This is a genomic window from Janthinobacterium sp. HH106 (assembly GCF_001758725.1).
Classification (GTDB): Bacteria; Pseudomonadota; Gammaproteobacteria; order Burkholderiales; family Burkholderiaceae_D; genus Janthinobacterium.
On the sequence record NZ_LRIC01000028.1, the window covers coordinates 1 to 19,707 of the forward strand.

Consider the following 19,707-nt stretch of genomic DNA (forward strand, 5'->3'; position numbering starts at 1 on the left):
GCTCGTCGGGCTCATAACCCGAAGGTCACAGGTTCAAATCCTGTCCCCGCAACCAATACATAAAAAACCGCTGATGCCTGCAAGGGAGTCAGCGGTTTTTTTCATTCCGGGCCGGGCCCATGCTGTTACGCGGTGACGCTGGCCCTGATCTGCCTGGCCGCCGCATGCAGGCTGGCCGCCACCCGTTCCAGCTTGTCGGCGCCAGCCGTTTCAGCCAGGGCGGCAAACGCGCTGATATGAAACGTGGCCACCATGGCCGGCGACACTTCCAGCTCCAGCGCGGTCTTGCTCAATTCCGTCGACGCCTCGAGATAAGGCTCGCTGCCCGCCTCGAACGCCTGCTTCGTTTCCAGCAATTCCTGTCCGCCCTCGGCCTTGGCCAAACATGCATCGACCTTTTGCTGGAAAGCAGGCAAGGTATCGCGCACGGGGCCGGCGTCGGGCGCCGCTTCCGGCTCCGGCGCCACTGGCGCAGGCGCAGCGGCGGCCGGCTTGTTCGCCGCCGGCATGTCGCGCATCGTCAGCCAGCGCTCGACGGCGAGAAAATCGGCAAACGGCTCGCCCACCTTGGGGTTCATCAGCCAGACTTCGCCCGTGCGCCAGTCGATCCGGGCACCGCGCTCGTTTCTCGCCAACAGAATATCCTTGCCGCCATCGGCATTCGACACCCGGCCGATGTCGATCCAGTTCATCACTTCCGCCTGGCGCGACATCGCGTTGACCCGATGGAAATAGGCCAACCATAAAAATCTGGCGACCAGAAGAACCAGGACACCGCCAACCATCCACATCATTTTTCGCTCCGCTCCGCACCACATCGACAGCCCGCATTTTCTCACATGAAAGCTTGCGTCAAGGAAACTTTTACATCTGCCGTGCGCAGGCGCAAAGCCCGCGCCGCGCGCGGCCCGGGCGCGCAGTCGCATTTCAGCAACGCCGCGTTTTCCTGATTGCCTGGCGTGCGCCGCTGCGCTATCATGAGAACAATTCTCATTTAGATTAAGATATTCCATCCCGTCCGCATGCTGTCCGCCCCTTCCCCGCCGTCCGAATTCCAGGCCCTGTACGCCGAGCACCACTCGTGGCTGCTGCACTGGCTGAAGCGCCGCCTGCACGATGCGGGGCTGGCGGGCGACCTGGCGCAGGATACCTTCCTCAAGATCTTCGTTGCGCGCAGCAGTGCCGGGATCGCGCAGCCGCGCCCCTTCCTGGCTACCATCGCCAAGCGCCTGCTGGCCAACCACTGCCGGCGCGAAGAACTCGAACGCGCCTACCTCGACGCCCTGCTGCACCAGCCGCAAGCCTGCACACCGTCGCCGGAAGCGATGTCCATCCTGCTCGAATCGCTGCAACTGATCGACCGCGCGCTGGACCGGCTCTCCGCCAAGGCCAGGGCCGCCTTCCTGCTGGCCCACCTGGACGGCATGAGCTATGCCGAAATCGCCGCCGAACTGGGCACCACCACCCATTCCGTCAAAAAATACCTGAGCAAGGCCAACCTGCTGTGCTTTTTTGCCGTGCCCGATTTTGCCGCGCCCTGACATGCGCGGCGCCACCGTCTACGCCCAGGGCCAGCCCATCGACCTGGCCGTCGCCATGCAAGCGGCCGAATGGCTGACCACCCTGATGAGCGGCGAAACGACGCCGGCGGAAAAAACGGCCTGGCAGCAGTGGCGCCAGGCGCACCCGGACCATGAACGGGCATGGCGTCACATCGAAAGCGTCAGCGGCGGCTTGCGCGAACTCGATGGGCCAGCCAGCCGCCAGGCGCTGCTGCAAAGTCCCCTCTCGCGTTCCGTCTCGCGGCGCGGCAGCCTGCGGCTGCTGGCGTGGGTATCGGCCATCGGCATCACGGGCTGGTTCGGCGCGCGCTCGGAATATGCGCCCGGCATGGCCCGCGCCGCGCTGGCCGACCTGTCCACCGGCGTGGGCGAACGCCGCGAGCTGACCCTGGCCGACGGCAGCCGCCTGCATCTGAACAGCGGCAGCGCCGTCAACATCCGCTACACGGACACGCAGCGGCTGCTGCAACTGGTGCGGGGCGAAGTCTTCATCGCCACCGCCCGCGAAACGGGCCGGCCTTACCGCCCCTTCCTCGTCGAAACGGCGCAAGGCCAGGCGCAGGCGCTGGGCACGCGCTACTCGGTGCGCCAGGCGGACGGCAGCACGCTGGTCGCCGTCGAGGAAGGCGCCGTGCGGCTGATGCCGCGCCAGGGCGATTGCAGTCTCGTGATCCAGGCGGGCCAGGGCGGCGGCATGACCGCGCGCAGCATCGGACCCGCGCACGCCGTCTCGCCCGACATCTGGGCCTGGCGGCAGGGCTTGCTGCTGGCCGACGCCATGCCGCTGCGCGACTTCCTGCATGAGTTGAGCCGCTACCGCCACGGCTTGCTGGGCTGCGACGACGCGGTGGCCGGCCTGCGCATCTCCGGCGTCTTCCCGCTGGCCGACCTGGACGCCGTGCTGCTGTCGCTGCCCGATTCCCTGCCGGTGGACGTGCGCCTGCGCACGCGCTATTGGGTGCAGGTGGAAGCGCGGCGGCAGCGCTGAACATGTATTTTGACGCCAGCGCAAAAAAAAGGTACCCGTTTTCGATTCTCGCGTGACCTGTGTAGGCAACGTTCTTTTTGACGACTACACCACAAGGTAACCATGTCCCAAGTTATGTCTTCCCGGTCCCGGTCCCGGCCGCGCATCAAGCGCATGGCGCATGCCATCCAATGCATCTTCATCGGTTCGGCCCTGCTGCTGAATATCCCCGCGCCAGCCCTGGCGCAGGAAAGCGCGGCCGCCGCTGCGGCCAGTCTCGACTTCCAGGTGCCGGCCGGCGACCTGGCGGCGGCGCTGCGCCAGGTCGCCAGCCAGTCCAGGGTCATCCTCAGCTTCACGCCGGAGCAGACGCGCGGCAAGACGTCGGCCGGCTTGAGCGGCCGCCACGACGTGCTGGCCGCCCTGAACGGCGTGCTGCGCGGCACGGGCCTGAAGGCCGAGCGCAGCGCCAATGGCAGCTACGTGCTGCGCCCGGTCCAGGCGGAATCCGGCGCGGAGGCCATCGCCATGATGCCGGAAGTGTCGGTCAAGGCGCAGCAGGACGCCACCGAAGGCTCGGGCGCGTATGTCTCCGCCCTGCCGATCGCCACAGCCACGCCGCTGGGCCTGTCGATCAGGGAAACGCCGCAGTCGGTCAGCGTCATCACGCAGCAGCGCATGCAGGACCAGGGCTTGAGCACCATCGCGCAAGTGATGGCGCAAACGCCGGGTATCACCCTGTTCTCGCTGGGCAGCGAGCGCACGGGCTTTACCTCGCGCGGCTATTCGATCACCAATTACCAGCTCGACGGCGTCAGCACGCATTCGGAAAACCTGGGCCTCGACGCGATACCGTCGCAAAGCCTGGCCGACATGGCGCTGTACGACCGCATCGAAGTGCTGCGCGGCGCCTCGGGCCTGATGACGGGCGCGGGCGACGCGTCGGGCGCCATCAACATGGTGCGCAAGAAACCGACGGCGCAGTTCCAGGCCGCCGTCGAGGGCGAGCTGGGCTCCTACGATGAACGGCGCGCCATGGCCGACATCTCGGGTCCGCTGAACGAGGCGCGCACGGTGCGCGGCCGCCTGGTGACCGTGTACGAGGAAGGCGACAGCATCATCGACGGCTACAGCCGCGACAAGAAAGTGGTCTACGGCGTGGTCGAGGCGGACCTGTCCAGCGACACGAAACTGACGGCCGGCGTGACGCACCAGCGCAAGCGCTCGGACGGTTCCCTCTCTTACCTGGGCTTCCCCCTGTTCTACAGCAATGGCGCCATGACGGACCTGCCCCGCTCCTTCAGCCCGGCGGCCAGGTCGAATCGCTTCAACACCAATTCAACCGACATCTTCGCCACCGTGGAACACGCGCTGGCGAACGACTGGAAGCTGAAAATCTCGGCCAACCGCGTGCAGTCGTCGCAGGAGGAGCGCGCCGTCTACATGAACGTGAGCGCCGGCTTCCCCGACCAGGCCACGGGCGATGGCCTGGGCCTGAGCGCCGACTACCGCGATTACCAGCTGAAGGTCAACAGCGTAGACGTCAACGTGCGCGGGCCGTTCAGCGCCTTCGGCCGCCAGCACGAGCTGGTGCTGGGCATGGACTACAGCCAATTCCAGAGCAAGACGGATGGCCGCTTCGACTGGAGCATCCAGGGCAGCGGCGTCAACCTGTACCGCTGGAATCGCCTGGCAACGCCCGTGTTTGGCGATACCTACGTCACCTACGACAGCACGCGCCGCCAGGCCAGCGCGTATGCCGCCACGCGCCTCAACCTGTCCGAGCGCCTGAAACTGATCGCCGGCGCCAAGGTGCTGCGCTACAGCGAGAACTACATCTCGGACGCGCCTTCCGTGCCGTTTTACAGCGCGTCGCCAGCCTCGGAAAGCCGCGTCTTCACGCCGTATGGCGGCCTGGTGTTCGACATCGACGGCACGCACAGCGCCTACGCCAGCTATTCCACCATCTACCAGCCGCAAGCCCAGCAAGACCGCTACGGCAAGCTGCTGGCGCCGCGCGAGGGCAAGACCTTTGAAGCGGGCATCAAGAGCGGCTGGTTCGATGGCCGCCTGAACACGGCCGCCGCGCTGTACCAGATCCGCCAGAGCAATCTGGCCGAATCGGACCCCGGCTACACCGTCCCGGGCACGAACAATCCCGCCAACCGCACCATCAAGGGCGCCAAGACCCAGGGCGTGGATCTGGAAGCGACGGGCGCGCTGACGCCGGACTGGAACATCTCGGCTGCGTGGTCCTACAGCCAGACGGAAAACAATACCGGCAAGGCGATCCTGACCACCTTCCCGCGCCACCTGGTGAAACTGTGGACCACTTACCGGCTGCCCGGCGAGCTCAATCGCCTGACCGTGGGCGGCGGCGTGAACTGGCAAAGCCGCGTGTATTCCGACATCGACGCGTGGCAGATCAACAGTACCCTGCACTGGGAACAGAAGGCGTACTCGGTGGCCAGCCTGATGGCGCGCTATGACGTCAACGACAAGCTCTCTGCCACCGTGAACGTGGCCAACCTGTTCGACAAGCAGTACACGGCTTCCGTGTCGGACTGGTGGTACTCGGGCATGTATGGCCCGGCGCGCAAGGTGGCACTGAAGGTGCGCTACCAGTTCTAGCGCCAGGACCAGGACAAAGCCGAATATTTCACAGGGCCGCAGGGCCGGTGATACAATTTTCCCGCTTCACGGGCGTTGCCGGCCATTGCCGCCAACGCCCGTGCCCATAGAGACACCCAAGGAGAATGTGTGAAGGACCTCGCCCCCGCCCTGCCAGCCGATCCGGCCGACCAACCCGCCAATCCCTCGCGCCGGCGCATTTTCCAGGCTGCTTCCGCAGTCGGCCTGGCCGCCAGCCTGCCGGCGCTGGCCGACGCCGCGCCAGCCAGGAAGACCATCGCCAAGGGTTCGCTCGACGCGAAACTCAAGGCGCACGTCAAGAACGTGGTCGTGATCTACCTGGAAAACCGCAGCTTCAACAACCTGTTCGCCAACTTCCCCGGTACCAGCGCGCCCCTGTCCGCCGTCACGGCGGAACAGGCGCAGCAGCTGGACCGCGACGGCAAGCCGCTGGCAACCCTGCCGAAGATCTGGGGCGGCCTGGTGCCGAATCAGCAAAATATCGGCGGCATCGATTACCTGATCAAGGAAGAGCAGATTTCCGGCCTGCCCAACGCTCCCTACAAACTGAGCGACGCGGCCGGCAAGCCCCTGCCCGAGAGCATCATCACGCGCGACCTCGTGCACCGCTTCTATAACAACCAGATGCAGATCAACGGCGGCAAGAACGACGGCTTTGCCGCGTGGGCCGACAGCGGCGGCCTGGTGATGGGCCACTACGGCGAAACGTCGAAAAACCTGAACCTGTGGCAGATCGCCGAGCAGTACACGCTGTGCGACAACTTCTTCATGGCGGCCTTCGGCGGCTCCTATATGAACCACCAGTTCCTCGTCACGGGCCGCGCCAACGAATATTTCAACGCGGCCGAGACGGCGGCGAAGAAAAAGATCGCCGTGCTGTCCGACGGCCCGCAAGGCGTGCGCCTGGCGATCGCGCCCGACTGCCCCGCCTCGGCGCTGGACGGCAAGCCGAAATACGTGAACGACGGCGCCCTCACGCCGGACGGCTATGCCGTCAACACCATGGCGCCGCCGTATCAACCGAGCTATATCCGCCCCGCCTTCGACGGCGACCCGCTGCACGCCGACCCGGCCGACGCGAATACGCTGCCGCCGCAAACCTACGACACCATCGGCGACCTGCTGTCGCGCAAGGGCGTCAGCTGGGCGTGGTATGGCGGCGGCTGGCAAGCGGCGCTCGACCACAAGGGCGGCGGCAGCAAACCAAATTTCCAGTTCCACCACCAGCCGCTGAACTACTTCAAGCAGTTCGCGCCCGGCACGGCGGCGCGCGCCGAACACCTGCGCGACGGCGGCACGGGCGACAGCCCGATCTCGAACAAATTCCTCGCCGCCGCCGTGGCGGGCAAGCTGCCGGCTGTGACCTTCTACAAGCCGCAGGGCAATCTGAACCTGCACGCGGGCTATTCGGACATCGAATCGGGCGACCAGCATGTGGCCAACGTCATCCAGCATCTGAAGGAATCGCCGCAGTGGAAGGACATGATCGTGGTGATCACGTTCGATGAGAACGGCGGCTGGTGGGACCACGTGGCGCCGCCGAAGGGCGACCGCTGGGGCCCGGGCACGCGCATTCCCGCCATCGTCGTCTCGCCGTACGCGAAAAAAGGCGCCGTCGACCACAGTTTCTACGACACGACGTCGATCCTGCGTTTGATCACGCGCCTGCACGACCTGCCGCTGCTCGAAGGCCTGAAAGTGCGCAACGACGCGTTTGCAGCACGGGGCGCGCTGCCGCCGGGTGACCTGACGGGCGCCCTCAGCTTCCGTTAAGCCCCACACGGTGCGGCACGCCTGTGATACACTGCGTGCCGCACTTAAATCCGCAGGTCTGCTTTTCCTGCCGATGATATTCACAATGAGCCCGACTCCAGTAGCCGGGCTTTTGTTTTGTGGATGAAGTGAAAGCGTATTGACATAGGCGGGCAGCACCTTGCCCGCCCCTTGGCCTTCGCAGGCCAGGGATAGAGGTTAGCAAATGAGAGATAAAAAAGACAACGCCACCATCGACTTGCCCGGTTTCGGCCCGCCGCCAGCGCTCGAGGCGCCAGAGCCGGCGCCGGAGCCGCAGCGCCGCGCGCGTGCGCGCAAGGTGGCTTTGAAGCAGGTGCAGCTCGAATTGCTGGAGCCGACCGACGCCACGGGCCTGCCCGTATGGACGCGCGACGCCGGCCTCGATCTGACCGGTTTGCCCATCTGGGCGCCCGATAATTAGTACCCCACGCCGGCGGCCGTTCGCCGCCGGCTTCCACACCACCATCCGCACAAGGGCGTAGAACGCCTGTAGACTGTGCCCATTCACCCGCTTTTTACCGGCTCCGCCCTTTATGAACACCACATCCGCCACCACTTCTTTTTCCAGCCTGCCGCTGACGCCCGCCTTTTTGGCCAACCTGGATTCGCTCGGCTACCACGAGATGACCACCATCCAGGCGCAAAGCCTGCCGGCGGTGCTCGATGGCCGCGACCTGATCGCGCAAGCGAAAACGGGCAGCGGCAAGACGGCCGCCTTCGGCATCGGCATCCTGCACAAGCTCAATCCGGCCTGGTTTGCCGTGCAAGGCCTGGTGCTGTGCCCCACGCGCGAACTGGCCGACCAGGTGGCCAATGAATTGCGCCGCCTGGCCCGCGCGGCCGGCAACATCAAGATCCTGACCCTGACGGGCGGCGCGCCGATGCGCCCGCAAATCGCCTCGCTGGAACACGGCGCCCACATCGTCGTCGGCACGCCGGGCCGTTTGCGCGACCACCTGGGCCGCGGCACCATCAACCTGAATCACGTGCAAACCCTGGTGCTCGATGAAGCGGACCGCATGACGGACATGGGCTTTTATGAGGAAATCGCCGGCATCGTCAGCGCCTGCCCGGCGCGCCGCCAGACCCTGCTGTTCTCGGCCACGTACCCGGAAGACATCCGCCGCGCCACGGCGTCGTTCCTCGTCAATCCGCTGGAAGTGACGGTCGAGGCGCAGCACGACAACGACAAGATCGAGCAGCGCTTCTATGAAATCGGCTTCGACGAGCGCAACAGCGCCGTCGGCAAGCTGTTAAAACACTTCAAGCCGGAATCGACCCTGGCCTTCTGCAACACCAAGGTGCATTGCCGCGAACTGGCCGAGGAACTGCGCCAGCAAGGCTTTTCCGCTCTGGCCCTGTACGGCGAGCTGGAACAGCGCGAGCGCGATGAAATCCTCGTGCTGTTCGCCAACCGCAGCTGCTCCGTGCTGGTGGCCACCGACGTCGCCGCGCGCGGCCTCGATATTTCCGACCTGGGCGCCGTGATCAACGTCGACGTCTCGAAAGACACGGAAGTGCATATCCACCGCATCGGCCGCACGGGCCGCGGCAGCAAGAAGGGCCTGGCCCTGTCGCTGTGCGCGCCGAACGAGAAAAAATGGGTCAAGCTGATCGAGCAATACCAGAACAGCGCCGCCGAATGGCACGACCTGAAGGAACTGGCGGAAGATGACGGAATGGAGGCGCTGCCGGCGCCGATGGTCACCCTGTGCATCATGGGCGGCAAGAAGGACAAGCTGCGTCCGGGCGACTTGCTGGGCGCGCTGACGGGCGATGCGGGTCTCACCAAGGAGCAGGTGGGCAAGATCAATGTGTTCGAGTTCATGACCTACGTGGCGCTCGACCGCAAGGTGGCCGAAGCGGCCTTCAAGCGCCTGAACGCGGGCAATACCCTGGGCCGCGACTTCGGCAACATCAAGGGCCGCAGCTTCAAGATGCGCTTTATCGAGGCGTAAGCGCCTGCAAGGCACGCAGGGCCGCCATGGTCCTGCGTCCCGGATAATCTTCCCACACGGGATACTGCCCGCGGTAGTAGCAGTTCCAGTAACTGACGGTGCGCCGCTCCAGCGTATCGAGATACGCGGGGTTCTCCCGCAGGTAGCGCGCCAGCGCGTCGGCATTCCAGGCCGGCAGCGCCGCGCCAATTGCCTCGATAATCTCCAGCACGTATTCGCCGCACAGGTGCACGACGAAGGGCACCGTCCACGCCCGTTCCTGCAGCAACAGCCGTCTTGCACACGCTTCGCGCAGATGGCCGTCATGGTGGCGCGTGCCCAGGCACAGGGCGATCACGCCCGCGTCGCCGGGCAGCCGCATACAGGCCAGCAGCGGCTCGCGGTCATAATAGGTGCGCGCCGGGATCAGCAAGGCCTCGCCATCCTGGCGCACGGCAAATGGCGGGTGTGTCCGGCCGCTCCCCAGCGCGGGCAGCAGCTGCGCCACGGTGCCGGCCAAGGCCGCGGGAAAGGCGTCCGCTTCAGCCATCGCGCCCCTCCCGGCACACCTTGCGCACGCCCAGTGCGGGTTTATCCATCTTTTCAAAGATCACGTTCGAATACCAGTCGGCCGGGTCGCCGTCCGTGGGCTTGCCCAGCGAAATATAGTAGCCGCCGTGGGTAAACAGGGCCGTGGTTTCCTTGCCTGGCGTGGCGCGCTGCAGGAAGGCCGGCCAGGCCGCCTTGTCGACTGGCACAAAACGCGCGGCCAGCAGCGCCAGCAAACGCGCATGCGTAGCCGGCGCATACGGGAACAGATACAGGTATTCGACCAGTTCGCCGCCATCGGCCAGGCGCGTGACGGCGGCGGTCGCGGCATCGGCCGTCCCCCCGTCGCCGCCAAAGCGGCACAAGATGCCACCGCTGTAGGCGAAGTCGATGACGGTCGCCGGCGCGCACGCCTGCCGTTCGCGGTCGATGCCGACGGGCGGCAGCGCGCGCACTTGCGCCAGCAGCGCTTCGCCGGACGTGGCCAGCACGGGAAAGCCCGGACACTCGCTGGCCGCGCGGGCGGCAGAAAGGGCCAGGCAACAACTCAGTAACAGCAAACGACGCTTCACGGCATCTCCAGTTTCATCAGGCGGCCATTATGCAGGACATCTTCACAAAGGCCGCGTCTGTTGCCCCTGCGGCGTATCGTCGATGTCGTAGCCGGCCGCGCGCGCCAGTTCGCGCAAGCGGTCCGCCTCGGCCCACTGGCGCTGCGCGCGGGCGTGGGCCCGTTCCGCCAGCCACGCCAGCACCGGCTGCGGCACTTCCACCTGCGCCGGCTGCCAGGCCAGCAGATCGAGCCCCAGCGCCGCGTCGAAGCTGGCCATGGTGGCCTTTTTCACGCCATCGGGCAGCGCGCTTTTCAGCAGCTCCCAGGTCACGGCCAGCGCGCGCGGATAATTCAGGTCATCGTTGATGCAGGCCCTAAAACGCGCCAACCATGTCGCATCGGCCTCGCCGTCCGCATCCCCCAGGCCATGCACGGCCACGCGCAGGCGCGCCAGGCCGCTGCTGGCGGCGCGCAGGGCTTCATCCGTAAAATTGAGGCTGCTGCGGTAGTGGGCGCCCAGGCACAGGTAGCGGTAGGCCAGCGGATCGATGCCCTGCTCCGCCAGGCTTTGCAGGCGCAGAAAGTCGCCCGAGGATTTCGACATCTTCGCATCCTGCGTCTTGAGGAAGGCGCCGTGCAGCCAGAAGTTGGCCAGGCGCGTGCCGTGGCGCGCTTCCGTTTGCGCGATCTCGTTGCTGTGGTGGACGGCCACGTGGTCTTCGCCGCCGCAATGGATGTCGAAATACGCGCCCAGGTGCTTTTCCGCCATGGCCGAGCATTCGATGTGCCAGCCGGGGAAACCCAGGCCCCACGGACTGTCCCACTCCATCTGCCGCTGTCCCGGCACGCCGCTGAACTTCCACAGCGCGAAGTCGCAGATGTCGCGTTTTTCCCCAAGGTCCACCCTTTTCCCCGCCTGCAGCCCATCGCGGTTCAGGCGTGCCAACTTGCCGTAACTGTCCTGGCGCGTCGTGTCGAAATAGATGCCGTCGTCCGTGCGGTAGGTATAGCCCTTCGCTTCCAGGTCGAGGATGAAAGCGACCTGCTCCGCGATGTGGTCGGTGGCGCGGCACCAGACGGTGGGCGGCAGGATATTGAGCTGGCGCAGATCGTCCTCGAACGCGCGGGTAAATTCAAGGGCGATGTCCCAGGCCGACTTGCCGCTGCAGGCGCTGCGCGCCTCGATCTTGTCGTCGCCGCTGTCCGCGTCCGACGTCAAATGGCCCACGTCCGTGATGTTCATCACGTGGCGCACCTGCAAGCCGTTGAACGCGAGCGCGCGGCGCAAGCCGTCGACGAACAGGTAGGTGCGCAGGTTGCCGATGTGCGCGTAATCGTAGACCGTGGGCCCGCAAGCGTACAGGCCTGCCTGGCCCGGGGCGATGGGTTCAAACGGGCGCAGGCTGCGCGCATAGGTATCGTACAGATGAAGTGTCATGCGGGGCTTTCATTAACGCTGCGGAAAAAGAAAATGGCCACAGGTTTTTCAACACTGTGGCCATCGAATGAGGAGTAAAACGTCAGCGGCGCGCAGCCGCATCCTCACGGGGCCAGGCGCACGGACACAGCGCAGCAGCGGCGCCGGATACAGAAACTGGAGTGAGGATGAAAGTGATCATGGGACGAATATCGCATGTACGCGGGCGGGCCGTCAAGCCCTCCCGCGTCACCCGCTTATTTTTTCGCCTGCTCGATCTGCGGCAGCAGCACAGTCAGAATGCCCAGCAGCGGCAGATAGGAGCAGATTTTATACACATAGGCGATGCCGGAGATATCAGCCAGGTGGCCCATGGCGGCGGCCGCGATGCCGGACACGCCGAACATCAGGCCAAAGAAGATGCCTGCGATCATGCCCACCTTGCCCGGCACCAGTTCCTGCGCGAAAACGACGATGGCGGAAAACGCGGACGAAATCACGAAGCCGATGATCACCGTCAGGACGGCCGTCCAGAACAGGTCGACGTACGGCAGCAGCAGGGTGAACGGCGCGGCGCCCAGGATGGAAATCCAGATCACACGCTTGCGGCCGATGCGGTCGCCGATGGGGCCGCCCATGAAGGTGCCGGCCGCCACGGCGGCGAGGAAGAGGAACAGGTAGAGCTGGGCATCGCCGAGCGACAGGTGGAATTTGTCGATCAGGTAAAACGTGTAATAGCTCGACAGGCTGGCCATGTAGATGTACTTCGAGAACACCAGCAGCGCCAGCACGCCCAGCGCGCCAATCACCTTGTTGCGCGACAAGTTCGGACCATGGCCGCCCGCCTTCGGCTTGAAGCTGGCCAGGTGGCCGCTATACCAGTGGCTGACCTTGTACAGCACGCCGATAGCCAGCACGGCCAGCAAGCTGAACCAGGCGACATTGCCGTGGCCACGGTTCACGATGACGGCGGCCGCCAGCAGCGGCCCCAGGGCGGAACCCACGTTGCCGCCCACCTGGAACAGGGACTGGGCAAAGCCGTAGCGCCCGCCCGAGGCCATGCGCGCCACGCGCGACGCTTCCGGGTGGAAAGTCGAGGAACCGACGCCGATCAGGCCGGCGGCGAGCAGCAGGGTCGGGAAGGTCGAGACGACGGACAGCATCAGCACGCCGGCAAGGGTAAAGCACATGCCGACCGGCAGCAGGAATGGCAGCGGACGGCGGTCCGTGTACAAGCCGATCCAGGGCTGCAGCAACGATGCCGTGCACTGGAACGTCAGGGTTATGAGGCCGACCTGGGTAAAACTGAGTGAAAACTCGGCTTTCAGCATCGGATAAATCGACGGCAATAATGCCTGGATCAAGTCATTGAGCAAATGCACGAAGGCGACGGCGCCCAGGATGTGCATGGCCAGACCGGATTGTTGTTGGGAACTATGAAGCGAGGGAGCCGCCGGCACGGACTTGGCCAATGGCGGGGCAGTTGTGGTTGTATGCATGTGTCTTCCGCAATAATCGGGCACGGCGGGCGGCCCGGCAAAGAAGCCAGTATAGTATGGTCACTGAACTGATAACTTCCAATAATCGTCGCCCAAGTGACAACTGAGTGACAATCAGGCGACAAGCCAACGACCGACATGTACACCCACCCACCAGCCCAGACCCACCCCGATGGCGTGCCGTTCAGCCGCAGCACCAGCTCGCACGATTACCAGCATGTACCGCGCCCCGTGACGGCCATGTCCAGGCAATATGCGGCCGGCGACTACACGGCGCCGCACAGCCACGTGCGGGCACAACTGCTGTATGCGACGGAAGGCGTGATGCGCGTCTCCACCGAACATGGCGTGTGGATATTGCCGCCCCGGCGCGCCCTGCTGATCCCCGTGGGCGTCGTGCATGAAGTCCATATCTTGAGCGAACTGAGCATGCGCACCGTGTACATCGATGCGCAGGTGGCGGCCCCGTACGGCGCCGATTGCAAGGTGCTGGAAGTGAGCCGGCTGCTGCGCGAGCTGATCCTGGCCTTGCTGGCCGAACCGATCGAATATGCGCTGGCGGGGCGCGGCGACTGGCTGGCGCATTTGATCCTGTCGGAACTGGCGACGGCCGACACCGTGCCCCTCGCCATCCCCTGGCCCCGCGACCGGCGCCTGGTGGCCGTGTGCACGGCCATCATGAGCGCGCCCGGCAGCCGGCGCAGCATCGAGGACTGGGCCCAGGATGCGGGCGCCAGCGCGCGCACCCTGATCCGTTTATTCCCGAAGGAAACGGGCTTGCACTACCGCCAATGGCTGCAGCAAGTCCACCTGGCCGAGGCATTCTGCCGCCTGGACCGGGGCGAAGGCGTGGCCGCCATCGCCTACGCGCTGGGCTACGCCAGCCCCAGCGCCTTCAGCGCCATGTTCCGCCGCATCCTGGGCCGCACGCCGCAGCACTACCTGAGCGAGTGGCGCGCCGCGTAGGTCGGCTTAGCGAGGCGCAGCCACGCGTAAGCCGACAAGCTGCACTAAGCCGGCCTACTCTTTTTCGCCCGCAATCAGACGGTAGGCCAGCGCCCCGAGCAAGGCGCCGATGATAGGGGCCAGCCAGAACAGCCACAGCTGGCTCGTCGCCCAATCGCCCACGTACAGGGCCACGCCCGTGCTGCGGGCCGGGTTGACGGAGGTATTGGTGACGGGGATGCTGATCAGGTGGATCAGGGTCAGCGCGAGGCCGATCGGCAGCGGGGCGAAGCCGGCCGGCGCGCGCTTGTCGGTGGCGCCCAGGATGACGATCAGGAAGAACATCGTCAGCACGATTTCAATGACCAGCGCCGACAGCATCGAATAACCGCCCGGCGAATGGGCGCCAAAGCCGTTCGAGGCAAAGCCCTTGCTGACGTCGAAACCGGCCTGGCCGCTGGCGATCACGTACAGTACGCCGCCAGCCACGATGGCGCCCAGCACTTGCGCGATGATGTAAGGCAGTAACTGGCTGGCGGGAAAGCGGCCGCCGGCCCACAGGCCGATCGAGACGGCAGGATTCAGGTGGCAACCCGAGATGTGGCCGATGGCGTAAGCCATGGTCAGCACCGTCAGGCCAAACGCCAGCGCTACGCCGGCAAAGCCGATGCCAAGGCCGGGAAAGGCGGCGGCCAGCACGGCGCTGCCGCAACCGCCCAGTACCAGCCAGAACGTGCCGAGAAATTCGGCGCCATATTGTTTCATGATGTATTCCTTTAAAGTGACGAGAAAACGTGCCAGGGACGACCAATCGGACCGCTCACCACCTTTGCCCCGCCCAAGGGCGACGGCAAAGCACAGCACCAGCAACGCACGCTGCAGAGCGCGCATAATGACACGACGTCATTATCAATGCAACATTATTGCGTACAATAATGCTAATAGTTCTCTTGACACCTAAAGGTTGTTTTGATAATTCTCATGGCGCGGGGCGGCGCATGTACTTTTCCGGCGCCTCCAGCGGCGCAAAGCCAAAGCCCGCATACAGGCCATGCGCGTCATCGGTGCCCAGCATCCAGGCAACATCGCGCAAGCGCGCATCGCCGAGTACGGCGGCCACCATCTGCCTGCCGTAGCCGCGCCCCTGGTAGGGCGGCAGCACGAACACGTCGCGCAGGTAGGCAAAATCCGTGTAGTCGGTGATGACCCTGGCGAACGCCACTTGCTGGCCATCCACATAGCCGCCGAAACACAGCGCGTTGGCGATCCCCTTGCGCACCGTTTCGATCGCCACGCCGCGCTTCCAGTACGACTGCTCGCTCAGGTAGCGGTGGATCATGGGCACGTCCAGCTCGCCGCGCTCGCTGGAAATGCGTAGCGGCGCGTGCATCAGTTCTTGTACAGCAAGTCGGCTTCGGCGATGCTGGGCTCGCCGAAATACACGGTGCGCAAGCCGCCCTTGGCATCGCTGCCCATGTACACGCCCGTCATGCTGCGCGCGACGGGGTCGTACAAAATGGAATAGCGGTGGCCGCAATTGTGCGGTTCGCAGACGCTGCTCAGCAGGCGTGCCTTGCCGTCGATCTCGACGGGCTTGAGCGGGCTGGCCACGCCATCGGGCACCCAGCGCTGCCGCTTCAGGCCCGCCTTTTTCAAGCCCTCATTGAAGGCCTTGCGAAAGGCGTAGTCCGCCTTGTAGACATCGGGGAAATACGGACAGGTATGGCCGCCGTCGCAGCTTTGCGCCTGCTCGATCAGCGACAGTTTGGGCGTACGCGCTTGTGCCGGCACGGCGGCCAGCGCCACGGCGGCGCCCAGGAATACGGGTAAAAGCAAACGTACAGACATGCAAACTCCTAAAAGCATAGTGTAATGCCGGAAGCATAGCAGAATGGCATGCTTGTGCGCGCGCCTCAGGGAGAACAGCGGATGCCGACCACGCCGTTGACCTTGCCTTCCGGCCAGCCCGTCTCGCGCCAGCGGTACACGCCGGGCGCGACGATGATCAACTGCCATTCCACCAGCTTGCCAGCGGCATTGAGGCGGGTCTCATTGTCATAGCGCAACGTCAGGCTGCGCTCCGTTTCCGCCACCACCGTCGCGGCAAAGCGGTTGGTTTCGCCCAGCTTGCTTTTCCACGTGCGGTCGTTGAAGATCGCCAGCCGCTGATGATCGTCAGACAACTGCATGCGCGTAAAGTGCCGCGCTTCTTCGCACACACTATTCGTATTCACGCTGTCGGACCAGCTGCCGGACAGTTGCTCGGCGTCAAAAGGAGTCGGGGTGGCGGCCACGGCCGCACTCAGCAGCAAGCTTGCAAGCATAGTTTATCGAAAGAAAACGAAAGGAATCATCATGGTCAACGCAGCGCCAGGGTGATGCTCGATGGCAGTGCGGGCGTGCGCCGGTGCAAAGTCGCCTGCTCGTAGGCATACGCCATTGCAATGAGCGCCATGTCGCCGTGGGCTGGGCCGATGAAGGACAAGCCGACCGGCAAGCCCCCGACCATGCCGGCAGGCACCGTAATATGCGGCAAGTCGGACTGCGGCGATACGCCATGGCAGGTCGGCCCCACCAGCGCATCGAGCGCATGCGAACGCAGCAGCGCTTCAATGCCGCCAGACCCGGACGCGGGCGGCGGCTCGATCAGTTCGGCGCCCTGTTCGCGCAACACCAGCAGCGCCTGCTCGATCACGGCATCGGTCCCGGCGCACAGGCCGAACAGGCTGCGCGCAACGCCGATGCGGCGCCCTTGCAAGCCGGCAAGGTCGAGCGTCAAGCCATCGGCCAGGCGCTCGCCCGTCAGGGCGGCGAGCAGCCAGGCCGCCTCGCGCACGCTGGGCGCCATCGGCCCTGCCGTGGCTGGCTCACCGCCCTGCCCGCCAGCGGTCCTGCCGGTGGGCTTGATGGCGACCAGGCCGCAGTTTGAAGCAGGCGCGACGATGGAGCCGTCCGCCGCGCTGTCGACGGCCAGGATAGTCAGGCCGGCCCAGCTGGCACTGGCATGCGGCACGCTGACGGCGGCCCACTGGCGCAAATTGCTTTTGCCGATGATGACGGCGCCGGCCGCGCGCAAGCGCGCCGCCACAAAGGAATCGCAGCTGGCATGCGTGGCCAGGGGTGCCTGCGTGCGCGTCTTCATGCGGTCGCCCGTGGCGATATTGTCGCGCAAGACGACGGGGATGCCATGCAAGGGGCCGCGCACCTTGTGCACCTGCCGCTCGCGGTCCATTTCCAGCGCAATTTTCAGCGCGTCGGGATTGATTTCAATGCCGGGATAGGCGCGCGCGCCGATGCTGCACAGGGAGCGGATGCGCGCCAGGTACTGCGACGTCAGCGCATGGGAACTGAGTTTGCCTGCCTGCATCATCTGCTGTTGCGGCAAGACCCCTGCGTCGAGCAAATGGGCCATGGGACTGGCGGGCGCCGTGGCACGGGCCAATACGGGGCGCGACACGCCCCGGGACGCGCCACTGCGTAACATCTGACTGCGCTGCATCGTATCTCCAGGAAACCTCAGTGTTTCTAACGCAATAATGTGCTAGCCATAGCATAGCAGTCCTTGCAACTCAATTGTTGTTGAAAGGAATTATTTTTCAAGCAAAAAAAAACGCCGCCCGAAGGCAGCGTTTCTTGATGGTCAAGCACTGGCGCGTATCAGTTGCGCACGACACGCTTGTATTCGTTGGTACGGGTATCGATTTCGATGACGTCGTCCTGTGCCACGAACAGCGGCACTTGCACGGTGTGGCGGTGCGCGTCGATGGCGTTTTCGATCTTGGCTTCTTTCAGGACGTTGCCCGACGTGTTGCCCTTGACCGCAGGCTCCGAGTACACCACTTGACGGGCGATGGTCGTCGGCAGTTCAACGGAGATAGCCTTGCCGTCGTAGAAAATGGCTTCGCATTCCATGCCATCTTTCAGGTAATGCAGTGCATCGCCCAGGTTTTCTTCTTCGATTTCGTACTGGTTGTACTCGGTGTCCATGAAAACGAACAGCGGGTCGGCGAAGTACGAATACGTCACTGGCTTTTTATCCAGAACAACCACGTCGAACTTGTCGTCGCCGCGGAACACGTTTTCCATCGGGGTGTTCGTCAGAAGATTTTTCATCTTCCATTTGTAGGTGAAGCCCGTGCGGCTCGAACCGTTGACATCAGAACGCAACACGATCATTGGCTTGCTGTCGACCATGATGATATTGCCAACACGAATTTCTTTTGCGGGTTTCATAGGAATGTACGTAAAAAGTGGGTTGCATGAAGACCATCTGCCGCCTGTGCGCCATCAGCGCCGCAAGCTTGCGTTTGATCGGTTAAAAATACGTTAGAAATAACCGGGCATTTTACCTTAATTTTGGGCAAGCGCCTATCTCGTCGCGCCGGCGAACGCCAGCAAGTTACTTGCCAGATCGCCATGCGCCTGCATCTGCCGCTGCCAGTCCTGCGCGCGCGCCCGGATGCGCGGCAGATCGGCCTGCAATGCGGGCCACAGCTGCGCCCACGGCAAGGCGTCCGCGCTGGCGCCATTCCAGGCCAGCGCCGCCCGCACCAGGCTGTCGATGGCGCCGTCCGCGTCCATCGCATAGCGCTGCAGGAAGGCGCGCAATTTCACGTGATGCAAGTTTTCGTCCTGCAAGTAGATATGCCAGAGAAACGGCTGGCCCGCCCATTGCGCGCGCACGAAGGAATCCTCGCCACGCACCAGGTTCACGTCGCAAGCCCACAGCAGGCGGTCGTAATCGTCCTGCGGCACGAACGGCAGCACGCGCACGGTGAGCGCGCCGCGCGTGCGCGCCGCACCGGCTACCGCTGCATCGTCGCCGATAAATGCCTGAACGGCATCGAACGCGACGCCTTCCGGCACCAGGCACGTGACGGGCCCGCTCCCCGCCTGCCAGGCCGCAAACAACTCGGCGACGGGCGCGGATGGATAGCAGAACAGCGATACTTTCAAGGCGCGCATTTCCGCCGCCGTCACGCCGAATTGCCTCAGGAATGCCGCCATGCCATCCGCCTCGGCCTGGAACGCCAGCCGCCGCTCGTCGAGCGCCGCTTCGCGCAGCAAACCGCCCGTCTTATCGGTAAAACCGGGAAAGAAGAAATGCTTGATCATGCCGTGGCGCGGGGACGTCAGCGCATGGCAACCCTCGACCCACTCTTCCGCCGTCAAGCCCTCCAGGTTCAGCCACACGGGCTGCGGCGAACACTGGGCCATGGCGGCGATATAGCCGGGTGGAATATCGCAGGCAAAAAACTCGATGACGATATCGGCAATATCGGCGGGCGCAAACACGCCATCCTGGCCGTGCCAGTGGCGGATCGTGACGCCGGACACCTGCTGCGCTTCGGCAGCCACATCGATTTCAGGGCAAATGCGCTGGAAACTGGGTAAATCATCGACCCACAGGGTGACGGCCACGCCGTGTTCGCCGCTTAACTGCCGCGCGAGGCGCCAGCAAATACCGATATCGCCGTAGTTGTCGACGACTTTGCAGAAGATGGCGAGAGATGGTGCGCGATCGGTAGGTAGTGGCATAGTCAAGGGGAAGAGAAAAACGTGGGCATGGCGGCCAATAACAAAAAAGCCGCGCTGTTACCAGGCGGCTTTTTTGTTGGCTGATTCAGCCGGTCTGGCGTCCCCAAGGGGATTCGAACCCCTGTACTCACCGTGAAAGGGTGATGTCCTAGGCCTCTAGACGATGGGGACAGAAAATCTGTCCTGGATGCGCTGCTTTGCATCCCGACCTGTTACTTTACTTGCTGACTGCGTGCGAATCTGGCGTCCCCAAGGGGATTCGAACCCCTGTACTCACCGTGAAAGGGTGATGTC

At 64.4% G+C, this 19,707-nt stretch carries 19 protein-coding genes and 1 tRNA gene; 7 read left to right on the forward strand and 13 right to left on the reverse strand.

What is annotated here, in order from left to right; genetic code table 11:
* Positions 1-125 precede the first annotated feature (125 nt).
* A complete protein-coding gene (locus JAB8_RS12880; RefSeq protein WP_139143036.1) occupies positions 126-740 on the reverse strand; it encodes a hypothetical protein in 615 nt (204 codons plus the stop codon).
* A 282-nt stretch (positions 741-1,022) separates the two neighbouring features.
* On the opposite strand from JAB8_RS12880, the gene JAB8_RS12885 reads away from it, so the two are divergent.
* The 6 genes from JAB8_RS12885 (at position 1,023) to dbpA (ending at position 8,933) form a co-directional block, all read left to right on the forward strand.
* Positions 1,023-1,541, forward strand: coding sequence for a sigma-70 family RNA polymerase sigma factor (locus JAB8_RS12885; RefSeq protein ID WP_070289874.1), 519 nt, complete (start codon positions 1,023-1,025; stop codon positions 1,539-1,541).
* A gap of 1 nt (position 1,542) precedes the next feature.
* Positions 1,543-2,550: a FecR domain-containing protein gene (locus tag JAB8_RS12890; protein WP_070289893.1), complete on the forward strand. Its 1,008-nt coding sequence runs from the start codon at positions 1,543-1,545 to the stop codon at positions 2,548-2,550.
* A gap of 153 nt (positions 2,551-2,703) precedes the next feature.
* Positions 2,704-5,160 (forward strand): TonB-dependent receptor, encoded by a 2,457-nt coding sequence (locus JAB8_RS12895; RefSeq protein ID WP_254679513.1) that lies wholly within the window; start codon positions 2,704-2,706, stop codon positions 5,158-5,160.
* 129 nt (positions 5,161-5,289) lie between these two features.
* A complete protein-coding gene (locus JAB8_RS12900; protein WP_070289878.1) occupies positions 5,290-6,954 on the forward strand; it encodes an acid phosphatase in 1,665 nt (554 codons plus the stop codon).
* Positions 6,955-7,159: 205 nt separating this feature from the next.
* A complete protein-coding gene (locus tag JAB8_RS12905) occupies positions 7,160-7,396 on the forward strand; it encodes a hypothetical protein (protein ID WP_070223821.1) in 237 nt (78 codons plus the stop codon).
* A gap of 112 nt (positions 7,397-7,508) precedes the next feature.
* Positions 7,509-8,933, forward strand: coding sequence for an ATP-dependent RNA helicase DbpA (gene dbpA / locus JAB8_RS12910; protein WP_070223823.1), 1,425 nt, complete (start codon positions 7,509-7,511; stop codon positions 8,931-8,933).
* On the opposite strand, the gene JAB8_RS12915 is transcribed toward dbpA, so the two are convergent.
* From JAB8_RS12915 to JAB8_RS12930, 4 genes are all read right to left on the reverse strand, one after another.
* The gene (locus JAB8_RS12915; protein ID WP_070289880.1) at positions 8,920-9,462 is read right to left on the reverse strand and encodes a hypothetical protein; all 543 of its coding nucleotides are present in this window, start codon (positions 9,460-9,462) and stop codon (positions 8,920-8,922) included. The two genes, dbpA and JAB8_RS12915, sit on opposite strands and share 14 nt — an antisense overlap.
* Entirely contained in the window at positions 9,455-10,033 is a 579-nt protein-coding gene (locus tag JAB8_RS12920) for a hypothetical protein (protein ID WP_139143037.1), read from the reverse strand. Before JAB8_RS12920 ends, JAB8_RS12915 begins: the two co-directional genes overlap by 8 nt.
* Positions 10,034-10,075: 42 nt before the next feature.
* Positions 10,076-11,452, reverse strand: a complete 1,377-nt coding sequence (gene cysS / locus JAB8_RS12925; protein ID WP_070289883.1) for a cysteine--tRNA ligase — start codon at positions 11,450-11,452, stop codon at positions 10,076-10,078.
* A 236-nt stretch (positions 11,453-11,688) separates the two neighbouring features.
* On the reverse strand, positions 11,689-12,840 hold the full coding sequence (locus JAB8_RS12930) for an MFS transporter (RefSeq protein ID WP_070223830.1): 1,152 nt from the start codon (positions 12,838-12,840) through the stop codon (positions 11,689-11,691).
* A gap of 228 nt (positions 12,841-13,068) precedes the next feature.
* On the opposite strand from JAB8_RS12930, the gene JAB8_RS12935 reads away from it, so the two are divergent.
* Positions 13,069-13,896, forward strand: coding sequence for a helix-turn-helix transcriptional regulator (locus JAB8_RS12935; protein ID WP_070289885.1), 828 nt, complete (start codon positions 13,069-13,071; stop codon positions 13,894-13,896).
* 54 nt (positions 13,897-13,950) lie between these two features.
* Here JAB8_RS12935 and aqpZ read toward each other — a convergent pair whose 3' ends face one another.
* The 8 genes from aqpZ to JAB8_RS12975 all read right to left on the reverse strand — a co-directional run bounded on the left by aqpZ (position 13,951) and on the right by JAB8_RS12975 (position 19,584).
* Positions 13,951-14,640: an aquaporin Z gene (gene aqpZ / locus JAB8_RS12940; RefSeq protein ID WP_070223703.1), complete on the reverse strand. Its 690-nt coding sequence runs from the start codon at positions 14,638-14,640 to the stop codon at positions 13,951-13,953.
* 214 nt (positions 14,641-14,854) lie between these two features.
* Positions 14,855-15,265, reverse strand: coding sequence for a GNAT family N-acetyltransferase (locus JAB8_RS12945; RefSeq protein WP_070289887.1), 411 nt, complete (start codon positions 15,263-15,265; stop codon positions 14,855-14,857).
* Complete coding sequence (locus JAB8_RS12950) at positions 15,265-15,723, reverse strand: Ivy family c-type lysozyme inhibitor (RefSeq protein ID WP_070289888.1); 459 nt, start codon at positions 15,721-15,723, stop codon at positions 15,265-15,267. Before JAB8_RS12950 ends, JAB8_RS12945 begins: the two co-directional genes overlap by 1 nt.
* A 65-nt stretch (positions 15,724-15,788) precedes the next feature.
* Complete coding sequence (locus JAB8_RS12955) at positions 15,789-16,199, reverse strand: hypothetical protein (RefSeq protein WP_070223698.1); 411 nt, start codon at positions 16,197-16,199, stop codon at positions 15,789-15,791.
* Between the two features lie 35 nt (positions 16,200-16,234).
* Positions 16,235-17,374, reverse strand: coding sequence for an amidase family protein (locus JAB8_RS12960; protein WP_070289890.1), 1,140 nt, complete (start codon positions 17,372-17,374; stop codon positions 16,235-16,237).
* Positions 17,375-17,532: 158 nt separating this feature from the next.
* Positions 17,533-18,108, reverse strand: a complete 576-nt coding sequence (locus tag JAB8_RS12965) for an elongation factor P (protein WP_070223695.1) — start codon at positions 18,106-18,108, stop codon at positions 17,533-17,535.
* A gap of 135 nt (positions 18,109-18,243) precedes the next feature.
* Complete coding sequence (gene earP, locus JAB8_RS12970) at positions 18,244-19,413, reverse strand: elongation factor P maturation arginine rhamnosyltransferase EarP (RefSeq protein WP_070289891.1); 1,170 nt, start codon at positions 19,411-19,413, stop codon at positions 18,244-18,246.
* 95 nt (positions 19,414-19,508) lie between these two features.
* Positions 19,509-19,584: transfer RNA gene (locus JAB8_RS12975), tRNA-Glu, on the reverse strand.
* Positions 19,585-19,707 lie beyond the last annotated feature (123 nt).